Annotated in this window: 16 protein-coding genes; 5 read left to right on the forward strand and 11 right to left on the reverse strand. The window is 64.5% G+C overall.

Features of this window, described 5'->3' with window-relative positions:
- Window positions 1–21: 21 nt before the first annotated feature.
- Window positions 22–1320 (forward strand): 23S rRNA (uracil(1939)-C(5))-methyltransferase RlmD, encoded by a 1299-nt coding sequence (gene rlmD, locus OPU71_RS08010; RefSeq protein WP_267727081.1) that lies wholly within the window; start codon window positions 22–24, stop codon window positions 1318–1320.
- A gap of 173 nt (window positions 1321–1493) precedes the next feature.
- On the opposite strand, the gene OPU71_RS08015 is transcribed toward rlmD, so the two are convergent.
- From OPU71_RS08015 to phnG, 8 genes are all read right to left on the reverse strand, one after another.
- The gene (locus OPU71_RS08015; protein ID WP_267727083.1) at window positions 1494–2696 is read right to left on the reverse strand and encodes an MFS transporter; all 1203 of its coding nucleotides are present in this window, start codon (window positions 2694–2696) and stop codon (window positions 1494–1496) included.
- The gene (locus OPU71_RS08020) at window positions 2693–3841 is read right to left on the reverse strand and encodes an alpha-D-ribose 1-methylphosphonate 5-triphosphate diphosphatase (protein ID WP_267727085.1); all 1149 of its coding nucleotides are present in this window, start codon (window positions 3839–3841) and stop codon (window positions 2693–2695) included. Before OPU71_RS08020 ends, OPU71_RS08015 begins: the two co-directional genes overlap by 4 nt.
- Before the next feature lie 70 nt (window positions 3842–3911).
- Window positions 3912–4634 carry a phosphonate C-P lyase system protein PhnL gene (gene phnL / locus OPU71_RS08025; protein WP_267727088.1) on the reverse strand — a complete coding sequence of 241 codons (723 nt, stop codon included), beginning with the start codon at window positions 4632–4634 and terminating at the stop codon, window positions 3912–3914.
- A gap of 57 nt (window positions 4635–4691) precedes the next feature.
- On the reverse strand, window positions 4692–5471 hold the full coding sequence (gene phnK / locus OPU71_RS08030; RefSeq protein WP_267727090.1) for a phosphonate C-P lyase system protein PhnK: 780 nt from the start codon (window positions 5469–5471) through the stop codon (window positions 4692–4694).
- Window positions 5468–6334, reverse strand: coding sequence for an alpha-D-ribose 1-methylphosphonate 5-phosphate C-P-lyase PhnJ (locus OPU71_RS08035; RefSeq protein WP_267727092.1), 867 nt, complete (start codon window positions 6332–6334; stop codon window positions 5468–5470). The genes phnK and OPU71_RS08035 overlap by 4 nt, the downstream gene beginning before the upstream one ends.
- Window positions 6331–7506, reverse strand: a complete 1176-nt coding sequence (locus OPU71_RS08040) for a carbon-phosphorus lyase complex subunit PhnI (RefSeq protein ID WP_324256046.1) — start codon at window positions 7504–7506, stop codon at window positions 6331–6333. The genes OPU71_RS08035 and OPU71_RS08040 overlap by 4 nt, the downstream gene beginning before the upstream one ends.
- Before the next feature lies 1 nt (window position 7507).
- Window positions 7508–8134, reverse strand: coding sequence for a phosphonate C-P lyase system protein PhnH (phnH, locus tag OPU71_RS08045; protein ID WP_267727095.1), 627 nt, complete (start codon window positions 8132–8134; stop codon window positions 7508–7510).
- Window positions 8134–8580 carry a phosphonate C-P lyase system protein PhnG gene (gene phnG, locus OPU71_RS08050; RefSeq protein WP_267727097.1) on the reverse strand — a complete coding sequence of 149 codons (447 nt, stop codon included), beginning with the start codon at window positions 8578–8580 and terminating at the stop codon, window positions 8134–8136. The genes phnH and phnG overlap by 1 nt, the downstream gene beginning before the upstream one ends.
- Before the next feature lie 140 nt (window positions 8581–8720).
- On the opposite strand from phnG, the gene phnF reads away from it, so the two are divergent.
- From phnF to phnN, 4 genes are all read left to right on the forward strand, one after another.
- Window positions 8721–9449 carry a phosphonate metabolism transcriptional regulator PhnF gene (gene phnF, locus OPU71_RS08055; protein WP_267727100.1) on the forward strand — a complete coding sequence of 243 codons (729 nt, stop codon included), beginning with the start codon at window positions 8721–8723 and terminating at the stop codon, window positions 9447–9449.
- A 144-nt stretch (window positions 9450–9593) separates the two neighbouring features.
- A complete protein-coding gene (locus tag OPU71_RS08060) occupies window positions 9594–10751 on the forward strand; it encodes an alpha-D-ribose 1-methylphosphonate 5-triphosphate diphosphatase (RefSeq protein WP_267727102.1) in 1158 nt (385 codons plus the stop codon).
- Window positions 10744–11487, forward strand: coding sequence for a DUF1045 domain-containing protein (locus OPU71_RS08065; protein ID WP_267727104.1), 744 nt, complete (start codon window positions 10744–10746; stop codon window positions 11485–11487). The genes OPU71_RS08060 and OPU71_RS08065 overlap by 8 nt, the downstream gene beginning before the upstream one ends.
- A complete protein-coding gene (gene phnN, locus OPU71_RS08070) occupies window positions 11484–12029 on the forward strand; it encodes a phosphonate metabolism protein/1,5-bisphosphokinase (PRPP-forming) PhnN (protein WP_267727107.1) in 546 nt (181 codons plus the stop codon). The genes OPU71_RS08065 and phnN overlap by 4 nt, the downstream gene beginning before the upstream one ends.
- A 72-nt stretch (window positions 12030–12101) precedes the next feature.
- On the opposite strand, the gene OPU71_RS08075 is transcribed toward phnN, so the two are convergent.
- The 3 genes from OPU71_RS08075 to phnE are packed head-to-tail and all read right to left on the reverse strand — an operon-like array spanning window position 12102 to window position 13941.
- On the reverse strand, window positions 12102–12761 hold the full coding sequence (locus OPU71_RS08075; protein ID WP_324256047.1) for a DapH/DapD/GlmU-related protein: 660 nt from the start codon (window positions 12759–12761) through the stop codon (window positions 12102–12104).
- Window positions 12758–13204 carry a GNAT family N-acetyltransferase gene (locus OPU71_RS08080; RefSeq protein WP_267727109.1) on the reverse strand — a complete coding sequence of 149 codons (447 nt, stop codon included), beginning with the start codon at window positions 13202–13204 and terminating at the stop codon, window positions 12758–12760. Before OPU71_RS08080 ends, OPU71_RS08075 begins: the two co-directional genes overlap by 4 nt.
- A complete protein-coding gene (gene phnE, locus OPU71_RS08085; RefSeq protein ID WP_267727111.1) occupies window positions 13201–13941 on the reverse strand; it encodes a phosphonate ABC transporter, permease protein PhnE in 741 nt (246 codons plus the stop codon). The genes OPU71_RS08080 and phnE overlap by 4 nt, the downstream gene beginning before the upstream one ends.
- Between the last annotated feature and the right edge of the window lie 19 nt (window positions 13942–13960).

The raw sequence follows: 13960 nt of genomic DNA on the forward strand, positions 1-13960 counted from the left end.
AGCAATCAAGGGGTCTGGAGCATGCCGATAGCGGTTGTCGAATCGCTTGACTACGAAGGGCGCGGCGTGGCGAGAGTCGAGGGTAAGGCGATCTTCATCGAAGGCGCCTTGATCGGCGAACAGGTTGAGTTCTCGAGCTACCGGAAGAAGCCCAAATTCGAGCAGGCGACGATGGTCAGGCTCGTCAAGGGAAGTCCGCTGCGCGTGACCCCTAAGTGCGCCCATTTTGGCGTGTGCGGCGGCTGCAGCATGCAACACCTTGACGATGGCGCTCAGCTTGCCGTCAAGCAGCGCGTGCTGGAAGACAACTTGTGGCATCTGGGGCGTCTGCGACCCGCGCGCATCTATCCCGCGATTCAGGGTGCCACCTGGGGCTATCGGTATCGCGCGCGAATCGGTGTCCGCCAGGTAGCGAGCCGGGGCGGGGTCCTTGTCGGGTTTCATGAGAAAAAGAGCAGCTACATTGCCGATATGCACGCCTGTCCGGTGCTGCCGCCGGAGGTTGGGCAGAACTTGATGGCCTTGCGGGAGTTGGTTGCGGGTTTGTCCTGCCCGGATCGGATTCCTCAGATCGAGCTTGCCGTTGACGAGACGCGCATCGTGCTGGTTTTCCGGAATCTGGTTCCGCTGACGCGGGGTGATGTGACGCGTTTGCTCGAATTCGGGCGCGAGATGGGCTTCGGGATGTGGTCTCAGCCGGGCGGCCCCGATACCGCGCATCCACTCTCACGCGACGATGCCGATGAACTGGCGTACACGCTGCCGGAGTTCGGTTTGCGTCTGGCGTTTCGGCCGACTGACTTTACCCAGGTCAACGTGGGCATCAACCGCTTGCTGATTCGCCGTTCGATGCAACTGCTCGATCCGCGACCGGGCGAGCGCATCGCTGATCTGTTTTGTGGTTTGGGGAACTTCAGCCTCCCGATCGCGCGCTGCGGTGCCTATGTTGTCGGCGTGGAGGGGAGTGACGCACTGGTTGCGCGCGCTGAATCGAACGCCCGGATCAACGGCCTTTCCGAGTTGAGCGAGTTTCATGCGGCCAACTTGTTCGAGGCAACACCGGCGAGCCTTGCCCGCCTGGGTCAATTGGACAAGATGCTGATTGATCCGCCGCGCGAGGGCGCGATTGCGGTCGTCAAGGCCCTCGGTGATGTGGCGCCGCGACGCATTGTGTACGTGTCGTGCAACCCGTCCTCGCTGGCGCGCGATGCCGCCGTACTTGTCCACGAAAAGGGCTACCGCCTTGAAGGGGCGGGGGTTGCCAACATGTTCCCGCACACCTCGCACGTCGAATCTGTTGCGCTTTTCGTGCGTGACTGAATCAGAGGGTCAGGCGCTGCATTGCCGTTGGAATGGCTAGCGCCCTTGCCGACGGATTCGTTCGAAACCTCATTGGTGGCAGTCAAACGGCTGGGCTGGCTGCCCGCAAGGTGTTGCAGATCGGGCCATGTCTGCATAGCGCGCCCGCGTGCTGGGGCGCGGATCGGGGTGTTTCAGATCTGATTGCCGGGGTCGGAAACGAGTCGATCTGCTTTCAGATAGATGATGAAGGCGGCGGTTGAAATGGCTGCGAGCACCAGCGCCATCTGTTTGTAGCTGCCGCCCTGATCAAGCAGCAGGGCGATCAGCATGGGCGCGCTTGCCTTGGCGAAGAAGGCTGGCGCGGCGAGTTGGCCGTTGATCCGGCCGAATTGCGCGCGACCGAACAGCTCGACCGGTACGGTGCCACGCACGATGGTCATCACGCCATTGGCGGCGCCGTACAGAATCACGAACAGCAGCGCCAGTCCGCTGAGTACGGTGGCCTGCCAGAGCAGGAGCAGGGCCAGCGCAGTGAGCGCGAAGCAGGCCATGCCGACCTTTCTGGCCGAGACGTGGCGTGCGAATGCGAATTCCAGCATCCGGCCGGCAAGCTGCAGCGGCCCGATCAGGGCTGCGATCCACACGGCACTGGCCTTGCTGCCGCCGACTTCGTTCAAGGCCCCCACGACGTGTGCGCCGATGGCGGTGAATACAAACGCGTTCAGCGTGAAGGCGGTCATCAACCACATGAGGCACAGCCTTTGCTGCCGGCTCAAGGGTGCGTGGTCGGTGCTTGTCGTGTCGTGCCTCATGGGTTGAAGTCCTGGTGCGCGCGGTAGCGCATAGCGGTGCAGCGGCAGGCATACGACGAGGTTCAGTGCGGCGAAAGCGGCGAGCGTCTGGCGCCAGCCCATGGCCTCGTTCAGATGCCAAGCGAGGGGCCAGAATGCGGTGGAGGCGAGCCCGCCAAAGAGCGTCAGCGCCGTCAACGCGCTGCGATAGCGTGCGCCAGCGAGCTGACTCAAGGCAGGAAACGCCGCCTCGTAAAGGCAGCCCGTCATGGCAAGCCCGATCAGCAGCCAGCCGGCAAACATCCAGGGCAGGTTGCTCGCGCTTGCGAGTAGCAACAGCCCTGCGCTTGCCAGCAGGGAGCCTGCGCTCAGCACGGTGCGTCCGCCGAGGCGGTCGATCGCGCGGCCTGTGGCGGGCGCAGCCAGGCCAGATGCGCCGAGCGCGGCTGAGAAGCCCGCGAAGACCCAGCTCGGATCGCAGGACAGCCCCGCCGCCATGGGCGCGGCGAGCACGGTCACGCTGTAGTACAGACTGCCCCAGCCAATGATCTGCGTGATGCCCAGCGCGGCAACCACCCGCGGTAGCCCGGGCACGGCGTTCATTGCGGGTAGTTAACCGCAAATACCTGTCGGCCAGACACCCAGGTGCTGGTGATTGTTGCGTGCCCACCCGGGTGACCGACGCTGACCAGATCGGCGCGCTTGCCGACGGCGATTTCGCCGCGGTCGAGCAAGCCAGCGGCGCGGGCGGGTCCGCTTGTGACCAGACGCGCCGCCTGGTGCAGCGGCAAACCGTCACGGGTGTGAAGCGCGGCGACGGCCGCGAGCATGGTGGCGGGGGCGTAGTCTGCGCACAGGCAGTCCGCCACGCCGTCGAGGATGGCATCGAGCGCGCGCATGTTGCCGGACTGGCTGCTACCGCGCATCACATTTGGCGCTCCAAGAATGGTTGAGAGCCCCTGTTTGTGGGCCGCGCGGGCCGTTTCAAGATTGATCGGGAACTCACTCATCGTTGCGCCCAACTCCTTCATGGTCGCGACGCGCAGCGGCTCGTCGTCATCGTGGCTGGCGGTCGGAATGCCCAGCTCTCGCGCCTTGGCCATTACCGCCAGCACGCGCTCGTCGGCTGTTTCGCGGGCGACGCGCTTCTCTTCGGCAATCGTCTCGGCGGCCTCGCGGCTGCTGCCGTGGTTGCCCATCATGTAGGCGATGTAGGTTTCTAGGTGCTTGAACTGCCCCTGACCCGGCGTGTGGTCCATGATCGAGAGCAGATCGACACAGCCCTCTTCAAGCAGCGTCAGGATGTAGGGCATGGCGCTGATGTCGGTGATCTCGTAACGCACATGGATGCGGTTATCGACCAGTTCGTGCGCCTTGAAGCGTTTGAGCGCGCGAACGACCTCGCTGGCGGTGTCGTTGTTGCGCACACCCCATTCGGCATGGGCGAATGACAAGGCGTGAAAGGGCGTAGTGATGCCGGCTGCGGCGTTGCGGCGGTCGATATTTACGCAGGCGAAGTCATGCGGAAACAGCACCTTCGCGCGCGGTTCGCATTCCTTTTCGATGGCGTCGCAATGCAGATCCACCATGCCTGGCATCAGCCACTGGCTGTGCAGCGGGATCTGGTGCGCGTTGCCGCAGACTTCCGGGCAGATCGCCTGGATCAGGCCGTCTTCGATCAAGAGCGAGCCGTCTTCGATGACCTCGTCGGCAAGGATGATGCGGGCATGGGTCAGGTGCGTCTTCATGGGCGGCGTCTCGGTTTGATGGTGCGGTCGAGTGCGTTGGTACGCCCGTCGACGCATCCGGTGGGTGGGGCTAGGCGGCGTTCGCCAGCGGTGCGCTGATCGGTTGAACCGGCAAGCGGCGTGTTGCCACGGCTTCGCGCACCTCAGCGTCATGGAAGATCCCGATGACGCCCGCACCGCGTGTGCAGGCTTCGCGGATCAGTTCGATGACCACGGCACGATTGGCCGCATCCAGTGAGGCAGTGGGCTCGTCGAGCAGCATCACCGGCTTTTCGGCGATGAAGCCGCGCGCCACGTTCACCCGTTGCTGCTCACCGCCGGAAAAGGTGGCGGGCGGCAGCGCCCACAGCCGCTCGGGCAGGTTGAGGCGGGCGAGCAGGGCGGCCGCGCGCTGGCGGGCTTCCGCCTCATCGGCGCCAATCGCCAGCAGCGGCTCGGCCACGATGTCTTGCGAACTGACGCGTGGAATCACCCGCAGGAACTGGCTGACATAGCTCAGCGTGCTGCGGCGCAGTTCAATGATCTGTTGCGGGCTGGCGCGGGTCAGATCGATGCGCGCCAGCGTGCCCGCTTCGCGCAGCCAGATCTCGCCGCCGCTGCACAGGTAGTTGGCGTACAGGCAGCGCAGCAGGGTGCTCTTGCCCGCGCCCGAGGGGCCGTCCAGCACGAGACACTCGCCGCGATCCAGCGTGAACGAAACCTCGTCCAGGACCGGGATGCGTACACCGCCTTGCTGGTGGAGGGTGAAGTGCTTGCGCAGTGCGCTGACTTTGACCAGGGTGGATTCATGCACGGCGGGGTTCTCCGTAAGGCGCAGTCGCGCTGCTGCGCAGGGCGCCGGAAGCGGTGTTCATGCCACCAGTACCGATGACACCAGCAACTGCGTGTAGGGGTGCTGTGGGTCATCGAGCAGTTGGTCGGTGAGGCCGGTCTCCACGATGCGGCCGTGCCGCATCACGATCAGGCGGTGCGCCAGCAGGCGTGCTACCGCCAGATCGTGGGTGACCAGAATCACCGCGATATGCAGTTCGGACGCGAGCCGGCGCAGCAGATCGAGAAAGCGTGCCTGCACCGACACATCCAGCCCGGCAGTGGGTTCATCCATGAACACCAGCCGTGGCTCGGTGACCAGGTTGCGGGCGATTTGCAGGCGTTGCTGCATGCCGCCGGAGAAGGCGCTCGGTGCGTCGTCGAGGCGCTTCTCGTCGATTTCAACGCGACGCAGCCAATCGAGCGCCACCTCGCGGATGCTGCCGTAATGGCGGCTACCGACGGCCATCAGGCGTTCGCCGATGTTCGCGCCCGCCGATACGCGCATCCGCAGGCCGTCGCGCGGGTTCTGCCGCACGAAGCCCCAGTCGGTACGCCACAACTCGCGCAGGCGGGCATCCGGCAGGCTCGCCAGATCGGTCATGCCCAGGCCGTCGATGTCGTAATGCACGCTGCCCGCGTCCGGCTTCAACTGGAAGGCCAGGGTGTTGAGCAGGGTGGATTTTCCCGAGCCGGATTCACCGGCGATGCACAGCACTTCGCCGGGATAAAGATCGAAGCTGACCTGCTCGCAGCCGATACGGTTGCCGTATCGCTTGGCCAGATCACGCACCTGCAGCAGCGGCTTGGTGGGTTTCATGCGGCCATCTCCCCTTTGTGCCCGGCCGCCTGGCGATCCGCGCAATATTCGGTGTCGGAGCAAACAAACATGTGGCCACCGGCGTCGTCGAGGATGATCTCGTCCAGATATGCGTCGCTTGCGCCACACAAGGCACAGGGGGCTTCCCAGCGCTCGATGCTGAAGGGGTGGTCTTCGAAATCGAGCGAACGCACATCGGTGTAGGGCGGCACCGCGTACACGCGCTTTTCCCGGCCGGCGCCGAAGAGCATCAGCGCCGGGTTGCGGTGCAGCTTGGGGTTGTCGAATTTCGGAATCGGCGATGGGCGCATCAGGTAGTGGCCGTTGACGATCACCGGGTAGTCGTAAGTCGTGGCGATGCGGCCGTGGCGCACGATGTCCTCGTACAGCTTCACATGCATCACGCCGTATTCGGAGAGTGCATGCATGGTGCGCGTCTCGGTTTCGCGCGGCTCGAGCCAGCGCAGCGGCTCGGGGATCGGCACCTGGAATACCAGCGTCTGACCTTCGGCGAGCGGCGTTTCGGGGATCCGGTGGCGGGTCTGGATCAGCGTTGCCGCACGCGTTTTTTCGGTGGTGGCGACGCCAGCGACCTTGCGGAAGAAACTGCGGATGTTGACCGCGTTGGTGGTGTCGTCCGCACCCTGATCGATCACCTTCAGCACATCGTTCTTGCCGATCACCGAAGCTGTGACCTGGATGCCGCCGGTGCCCCAACCGTAGGGCAAGGGCATCTCGCGGCTGCCAAACGGCACCTGATAGCCGGGAATCGCGACCGCCTTGAGCAGTGCGCGCCGGATCATGCGTTTGGTTTGTTCGTCGAGGTAGGCAAAGTTGTAGCCGGGCTGCATGGGCGCATTCATTCCGCAATCTCCTCTGCGTAGCCAGGATGAAGCGCGGCGGTATCCGGGGAGGCGGCGCCCCCTGCTGGATCATGGCCTGCGGGCTGCACCCGGGCGGCGTGAGCGGTTTCCCATTCGGCGCGCAGGCGGCGCAGCAGTTCCAGATTGGTCTGGAAGTCCACGTAGTGCGGCAGCTTCAGGTGCTGTACGAAGCCAGAGGCTTCGACGTTGTCGCTGTGGCTGAGCACGAACTCCTCATTGTTGGCGGGCTGTTCAGTGCTCTCGCCCAGCTCTGCGGCGCGTAGCGCCCGGTCGCACAGCGCCATCGCCATCGCCTTGCGTTCTGCGTGGCCAAAGGCCAGGCCATAGCCGCGCGTGAAGTGCGGTGCCTGGGTCGCGCTGCCCTCGAAGTCGTTGATCAGTTGGCACTCGGTCAGCTCCACTTCGCCAACCTCAATCGCGAAGCCCAGCTCATCGATGAAGACTTCGACTGGCACCGCGCCAAAACGGATCTCGCCCGCGAAGGGGTGCGTCGTGGAATAGCCACGCTGGGTGGAATAGCCCATCGCGAGCAAAAAGCCCTCGTCGCCGCGTGCCAGGTTCTGCAGGCGGGTGGCGCGTTCGGCAGGGAACAGGATGGGATCGCGGGTCAGGTCGGCCGGCGGGCTTGCTGCCGCGCTTTGCCGGCTCTGTTCCAGCAGGCCTTGCTGGCTGAGCACATCGCTCACTCGGGGCGCGCTGATCGGCGCGGCATTGGGCATCTGCGTGGGGGCTGCAGGCGCGCCTTCTTCGAGCAGACTGAAGTCGAGCAGACGCTGGGTGTAGTCGTAGGTTGGGCCAAGGACCTGGCCGCCCGGTAGATCCTTGAATGCAGCGGAGATGCGCCGTTCGATGCGCATCCGTGCGGTGTCCAGCGGCAGGCTGTCAGCCAGACGTGGCAGGGTGGTGCGGTAGGCGCGCAGCAGGAAGATGGCCTCGATCAGATCGCCAGCTGCTTGCTTGATCGCCAGCGCGGCCAGCTCCTCGTCGTAGAGCGAGCCTTCGCTCATCACGCGGGCCACCGCCAGGCGCATCTGACTGCGGATCTGCGCGATGGAAAGTTCTGGCACGCTTGGATCGCCGCGTCGTGCCTGCGACAGCAATTCGTGCGACTGGGCGATGGCGCGTTCGCCACCCTTGACTGCGACGTACATCTCAGGCCCCTTCCGTGATCAGGGTGGTGCGCGGCAGGCCCGCGATGCGTGTGCCGCAGCACAGCATTGTGTCGACGCCGAGCGGGAAGCGACGCTGGTTTTCCTGCACGAAGGCGGTGGCCGCCGCGTTCCAGCCGCCCACACCCAGCGTTTGCGTGTGCTCAATGCCCGGGCCACGCAGGCTGAGGTCGCCGGTGCTGTGTAGTTCCGCCACCTCAAGCAGCAAGGTGGCGGAGCGATCGGGAAATGCGGGGTCGCCCAGGCGCAACGCATCAAGCGCCGGCAGCTCATCCGGGGTGCCGATCACGACGAAATGCGCTTCGGCCAGGGTCGTCGCAAGCGCGCAGCCGCAGTGAAAGCGCAGGTAGTGTCCTGCGGCCGCGTTGCGCAGTTCTGGCGCGATCCACACGGCGGTGTCCTGGTCCGCCAGGGCCAGCAAGATCGCCAGTTGCGCTGCGCCGATGCCGGGTGGCGGGGCGGGCAGTGTCAGATGCGCGTCCAGCGCGGTGATGCGGCCGGGGCGGGCGAGCGCTTCGAGCAAGGCGCGAAAGCAGGCTTGTCCGTCGTGCACCGGATCAGCAAAGCCGGGCTGCATGTGTGACAGGTCGAGTTCAAGGGGCGCACGCATCAGTCTTCACCGCGAACTAGGGTGAAGAAATCGACGCGGCTGGCGGCAACCTCGGCAGCCCTGAGCGTGTGCCGCGCCTGTTCGGCGCTGGCCAACGGCGCGATCACTTCCTTTTGCACACGCGGCGCAGTCTCCGCCTGCTGGAGCAGGGCATCGCACAACGCGATCACTTCCGCTTGCCGAACGCTGCGCCCGCGAACTGCGCCCACCCCCACCGCACCGCCACTCAGGCGCAAGGCGCAGCGGGTGAGCGTCATTTCACCCAGATTGAATTGCGCACCATCGCCACCGATGCGTGCGCGCAGCATCACCATTCCGGTCTCTGGGCGGCGCAACCAGGTGAAGGGCGGCGTCTCGTTCAGTGCGGCGAAGCGTTCGGCCAGCAGTTCGGCCGGGCTGCGCGCCAGCAGGCCCAGGACACTGCGTCGGTCTGTGAAGTCGCTCATGCACCACCTCTTTGCGTATACACGTCTATACCACTAGGGGTTTAGAAAATGGGCGCAAGCCCTGTTGCCGGCGATTATTCCCGGTGTACATGAAAATTCCGTGAAGGCCGTTTATTCTTGCCGCATCGCAAGGAGGCAAGATGAGCCTGGAAAGAGGAAGCGGCGTTGCCGTGTGGCGCCAGATCGAAAGTGCGCTGACGGAGGATATCCGTCAGCAGGTGTTTGCTGCGGGCGAACGCTTGCCCAATGAAACTGAACTGGCTGAGCGTTTCGGTGTGAATCGACACACTGTCCGCCGCGCGCTGGGTGTGCTCGAGCGTGGCGGCCTGATCCGTGTGGAGCAAGGCCGGGGCACGTTTGTGCAGGACTACGCGATCGATTACACGATCGGTAAGCGCACGCGCTTTTCTCAGAACATGGCGAGCCTTGGGCTGGCTTCCAGCATGGCGTTGCTGCGCACGGCCGAACTGACCGCCCCAAGCGACATTGCAAAGGCGCTGGGCCTGAGGCGCGGCGCAAAGCTCGTGCAGATCGTGACGGTAGGGCATGCGGAAGGCCGGCCGATCAATATCTCCACCAGCAGCTTTTCTGCAGCCCGTTTTGCCGGGATTGGCGAGCGGGTGCGCGAACTCGGATCGATCACACGAGCGCTGGCCGAGTATGCCGTCGACGACTACACGCGCGGCGAAACAAAAGTCACTGCTCGGCTGCCGGACAATGAAACCGCGCGCGTGCTGTCGCAGGCCCGTACCCGCCCGGTGTTGCAAGTGGAATCGATCAACTTCGACAGCGACGGTGAACCGCTGCAGCACTCGACGGCCTGTTTTTCCGGCGACTGGGTGCAACTGATATTCGACCCGGGCGTTTAGGCGGGGGCACAGCCTGCGGGCTGATTGCGCCACCTGCGGGGAGTGACCTCACAGTGAACGACGCATGCGAACGTGTGGTCGTCTACACGAATTTGTAAACGGCCTTCTGTAGTCTCGCGTTTTCTGCAGAACAAGGCGAGTTGCATGCAAACCATCGAGACACGTCGCTCACTGGGCCGGATCGTCGGTGGCAAAGTGCTGGGCCCGGCGGGTTGGTCCGAGGCTGCCGTGCATCTGTCCGCAGGTTGCATTGGCGATGTGCCGGTAGCGGGGCAGCAACTGGACGCGCGAGACTGCCTGGTGCTGCCGGGCATCGTTGATTTTCATGGCGATGCCTTCGAGCGCCAGATCATGCCTCGCCCCAAGGTGAGCTTTTCGCTGGATCTGGCGATGCGGGAGACGGATCGCCAGTTGGCGGCGAATGGCATTACCACCGCCTTGCACGGGGTTACGCATTCCTGGGAAGGCGGGCTGCGTGGGGATGCGACCGCAAACGCGCTGTTTGCCGCACTGGATCGCCTGGCGCCGCGCCTGCTCGTTGAGCACAAGGTGCATCTGCGATATGAGGCGCATCACCTGGCGGGCGAGCAGCAAGCGCTCGACTGGCTCAGTACGGGGCGGGTGAGCCTGCTGGCCTTCAATGATCACCTGCCCGGCATGCGCCGCAAGCCACACAAGTGGCAGGAGTGGGCGGATCGCGCCGAGACCGATCTGGCGGGCTTTGAGCAACGTCTGGAAGCGGCGGCTGAACGGGCCGCCGAGGTGCCGGCGCTGATCCACCGGCTCGCCACCCAAGCCCGTCTGCACCGGGTGCCGATGGCCTCGCATGATGATCACAGCATCAGCGTGCGTGAGTTCTTTCAGAACGTCGATTGCCGGATCTCGGAATTCCCGCTGCAGCGCGATGTGGCGGGCTATGCACGCACTCAGGGATCGCCGGTGGTGTGTGGCGCGCCGAACGTGCTGCGCGGTGGCAGCCATGTCGGGGCACCGCGCGCGGCCGATCTGGCGCGCGATGGGTTGTGCAGCATTCTGGCGTCGGACTACTACTACCCGGCGCCGCTCCATGCCGCCTGCCAGCTTGCGGCCGATGCGGTCTTGCCGTTGGAGCAGGCCTGGGCGCTGGTATCCAAGCACCCGGCACAGGCACTAGGCTTGGATGATCGGGGCGAGATTGCGGTGGGCAAACGCGCTGATCTGCTCGTGCTGGATGTGCGCGACCTGCGCGCGCCGCGCTTGCTGGCCACAGTGAGTGGCGGGCGGATCGTCTATCTGGCAGAGGGGGAACGCTTGCATGCTTGAGCCATGCGCCAAACCTGCGAACGCTCGCTTTGCTGTGTTCTACGCGCCGCCGGAAGACTCCGTACTCGCCCGGGCCGGCGCCGACTGGCTGGGGCGCGACGCAATCAGTGGCGAGACAAGAATGCAAGCGCGCGTCGCAGCGATCAGTGCGGCGCGACTCGCCGAGCTAACCAGCGCGGCGCGGCGCTACGGCTTGCACGGCACCTTGAAGCCTCCGTTCGCGCTGAATGCAGGGCGAACGCTTGCCGAGCTGGATGCCGCCGTTGCTGCTTTGGCGGCGCGGCAAACAGCATTCAGCTTTGGCGTGCAGATCGCGCCGCTGGCGGGCTTTTTTGCGTGGCAGCCGGTGAGCGGACAAGCACAGATCGAGATCGTCGCAGCGAACTGCGTCATCGAGCTGGACGATTTTCGTATGCCGGCTGATGCGACGGAGCTGGCGCGGCGCCGTGCAGCGGGATTGAACGCGCGGCAGGATGAACTGCTGCTGCGCTGGGGCTATCCGTATGTGCTGGATCAGTTCCGCTTTCACATGACCTTGACCGATCGGGTGGCAGGCGACGAGGCTCACCAGATACAGGCGATGTTGGAACAAGGCGGCGCCGGGCAGACGCCAGCGGCCTTGCCTTTCGATTCTCTGTGCTTGTTCATGGAACCTGCTCCGGGCGCGGACTTCCGCTTGATTGCGCGCTACGGCTTTGACGGGCAGGTGCAACGCTACACGGGTTGGCCGGCATGAGCGGCACTGGGCTTGTGTATGTGGTCGGCGCGTCAGGCGTCGGCAAGGACAGCGTTCTTGCGAGCTTGCGCACCCTGTTGCAGGACGACGACCGGATTGCGGTGGCGCACCGATACATCACGCGTGAGGCGCAATGCGGGAGCGAGAATCATATTGCCCTGAGCCAGCCTGAGTTCCTTCAGCGCCGTGCCGCAGGCTGCTTTGCGCTGAGCTGGGAAAGCCACGGTCTGTACTACGGCATTGGCACCGAGATCGAGTTGTGGCTCAAGCGCGGCCTGCGGGTGTTGATCAACGGATCGCGGGCACATGTTGACGCAGTGCGCGAGCGCTATCCCACCGCCTCGGTGGTTGAGATCGTTGCCAGCGAAAGCATTGTGCGGCAGCGCTTGCTGGCGCGCGGGCGTGAGGATCTGGCCTCGGTCGAGGCACGGCTTGCACGAAATCGCCAGCTTGTTGCTTGCCCGGCGGACCTGCGAATCGCCAATGAAGCGTCGCTGCATGAAGCAGCCCAGGCCCTGCTGAGCGTCGCTCGCCAGGACTGATCCGTCGCCCTTGTCAGTTCTGCCGCGTGCCACCATCAGGCGGCGTCACCGCGAGCGGTGATGCGGCCTGATTCAGATTTCGAGCGCAGGCAGTTGCGCGTATTTGGCCAGGAAGCGCCGCATGTCTCGCAGATCGTCCATGCGTTCGCTCAGGGTGGCGTGATCCCAGTCCCACCAGGCGGTTGCTTCCACCGCCGCAGCGATTGCGCGGGGCAGGCGTGGCTTGAGCGTGCGGGCCGGGTTGCCGCCAACAATGGTGTAGGCCGGCACGTCGCGGGTAACGATGCTGCCACTGCCAATCACGGCGCCGTTGCCGATCCGCACACCCGGCATGATCACGGCGCCATGGCCGATCCACACATCGTGGCCGATGCTCACACGCTGCAGGGCGCGCCAGTGAAAGAGCTCCGGGTCGTCTTCGCCCATGCCGTACATCGAAGCGCGGTAAAGCATGTGGTGTTGGCAGGGGCGTTCGGTGGGGTGAAAGCCCGGATTGATCAGCACCATCGAGGCGATGTTGACGAACTTGCCGATGTCGGCAGCCATCACGTCGCAATGGTGGCCGATGTAGCTGTAGTCGCCGAACACGCTGTGACTGATCAGGGTGGAGGCACCCACCTCGGTATAGCGCCCGAAGTGGCTGGCGCGGATGCGTGCGTCCGGGTCAATCGTTGGGGCTTCGGAAAGCCATACCGCGGGTGACGGGTTGTGGGCCTCAATGAACATGCTCATGCAGTGGTCTCGATTGCAAAGCTCACGCCGTGGCGCGCGAAGCCCATACCGTCGTAGAAGCGGTGGGCATCAAGGCGGCGCAGGTTGGAAGAGAGCGCCAGCTTGTAGGCCCCCTTGCTGCCGGCTAGTTCGATCGCCGCTTGCAGCATGCTGCGGCCAAAGCCCTTGCCGCGGAACGACGGGCGGATCACAACGGCCTCCACAATCGCATCGCGGGCAAGCCGATGTGAGAACACCGGGAACACGATCAGGCTCAGCGTGCCAACGACCACCCCTTCGGCCTCGGCGAAGTAGCAGTGGTAATCGGGATATGCCTGCATCGCCTCCCAGGTGTGGCGCACGCGATCCAAGGGTTCTGGCGCGTCGCCGTCGAGCTCCGCAAGGATCTCCGCGAGTAGCGCCAGTTCATCCTCGCGCACCGGGCGGAGCGTCAGTGTGCTCATATCAAGACCTTGCGGATGCGGGCGGAGATCAAGTCAATGCCAGAGACCACCAGTACGATGATCAGCATGACGGCCGCCGTCTGTGCGTACTCGAAGCTGCGGATCACTTCGTACAGGATCACGCCGATGCCGCCCGCGCCCACCATGCCAACCACCGAAGCCGAACGCACGTTCGATTCGAAGCGGTAGAGCGCATAGCTGACCCACAGCGGAATCACCTGGGGGATTACGCCGTACACGATCTCTTCGAGCAGATTGGCGCCAGTGGCGCGAATGCCTTCAACCGGGCGCGGATCGATGGATTCAACGGCTTCCGAGAACAGCTTGGCGAGAATGCCGGTGGTGTGTACCCAGAGCGCCAGCACGCCGGCAAAGGGGCCAAGCCCAACGGCAACAATGAACAGCATTGCAAACACCATTTCGTTGATGGCGCGTGCGGCGTCCATGAGGCGACGGACCGGTTGGTGGATCCACGGCGGAGCGATGTTGGACGAGCACAGCAAGCCGAACGGGATGGCGCAAATCACGGCGAGGACCGTTCCCCAGATTGCTACCTGCACGGTGACGATCATCTCGGCGACGTAGGTGCGCCAGTCAGTGAAATCCGGTGGAAAGAAGTCCTTGGCGAAGCTGGCCATGTTGCCGGAATCGGCAATCAGCGCCATCGGGCGAATATCGGCGCCTTTCCATGACCAGGCAAGGATGCCCAGCGCGAGCGCCCAGAAAAACAGACTCATCAGACGCATGCGGGGTAGG

It is taken from the genome of Niveibacterium sp. 24ML, assembly GCF_026586805.1.
Lineage (GTDB): Bacteria > Pseudomonadota > Gammaproteobacteria > Burkholderiales > Rhodocyclaceae > Niveibacterium.

Bases quoted from the DNA above. Each gene is read 5' to 3' on its own strand.
- rlmD (WP_267727081.1), top strand. From the start codon at position 22: ATGCCGATAGCGGTTGTCGAATCGCTTGACTACGAAGGGCGCGGCGTG.
- OPU71_RS08015 (WP_267727083.1), bottom strand. From the start codon at position 2,696: ATGAACGCCGTGCCCGGGCTACCGCGGGTGGTTGCCGCGCTGGGCATC.
- OPU71_RS08020 (WP_267727085.1), bottom strand. From the start codon at position 3,841: ATGAAGACGCACCTGACCCATGCCCGCATCATCCTTGCCGACGAGGTC.
- phnK (WP_267727090.1), bottom strand. From the start codon at position 5,471: ATGAAACCCACCAAGCCGCTGCTGCAGGTGCGTGATCTGGCCAAGCGA.
- OPU71_RS08035 (WP_267727092.1), bottom strand. From the start codon at position 6,334: ATGAATGCGCCCATGCAGCCCGGCTACAACTTTGCCTACCTCGACGAA.
- OPU71_RS08040 (WP_324256046.1), bottom strand. From the start codon at position 7,506: ATGTACGTCGCAGTCAAGGGTGGCGAACGCGCCATCGCCCAGTCGCAC.
- phnH (WP_267727095.1), bottom strand. From the start codon at position 8,134: ATGCGTGCGCCCCTTGAACTCGACCTGTCACACATGCAGCCCGGCTTT.
- phnG (WP_267727097.1), bottom strand. From the start codon at position 8,580: ATGAGCGACTTCACAGACCGACGCAGTGTCCTGGGCCTGCTGGCGCGC.
- phnF (WP_267727100.1), top strand. From the start codon at position 8,721: ATGAGCCTGGAAAGAGGAAGCGGCGTTGCCGTGTGGCGCCAGATCGAA.
- OPU71_RS08060 (WP_267727102.1), top strand. From the start codon at position 9,594: ATGCAAACCATCGAGACACGTCGCTCACTGGGCCGGATCGTCGGTGGC.
- OPU71_RS08065 (WP_267727104.1), top strand. From the start codon at position 10,744: ATGCTTGAGCCATGCGCCAAACCTGCGAACGCTCGCTTTGCTGTGTTC.
- phnN (WP_267727107.1), top strand. From the start codon at position 11,484: ATGAGCGGCACTGGGCTTGTGTATGTGGTCGGCGCGTCAGGCGTCGGC.
- OPU71_RS08075 (WP_324256047.1), bottom strand. From the start codon at position 12,761: ATGAGCATGTTCATTGAGGCCCACAACCCGTCACCCGCGGTATGGCTT.
- OPU71_RS08080 (WP_267727109.1), bottom strand. From the start codon at position 13,204: ATGAGCACACTGACGCTCCGCCCGGTGCGCGAGGATGAACTGGCGCTA.
- phnE (WP_267727111.1), bottom strand. From the start codon at position 13,941: ATGAGTCTGTTTTTCTGGGCGCTCGCGCTGGGCATCCTTGCCTGGTCA.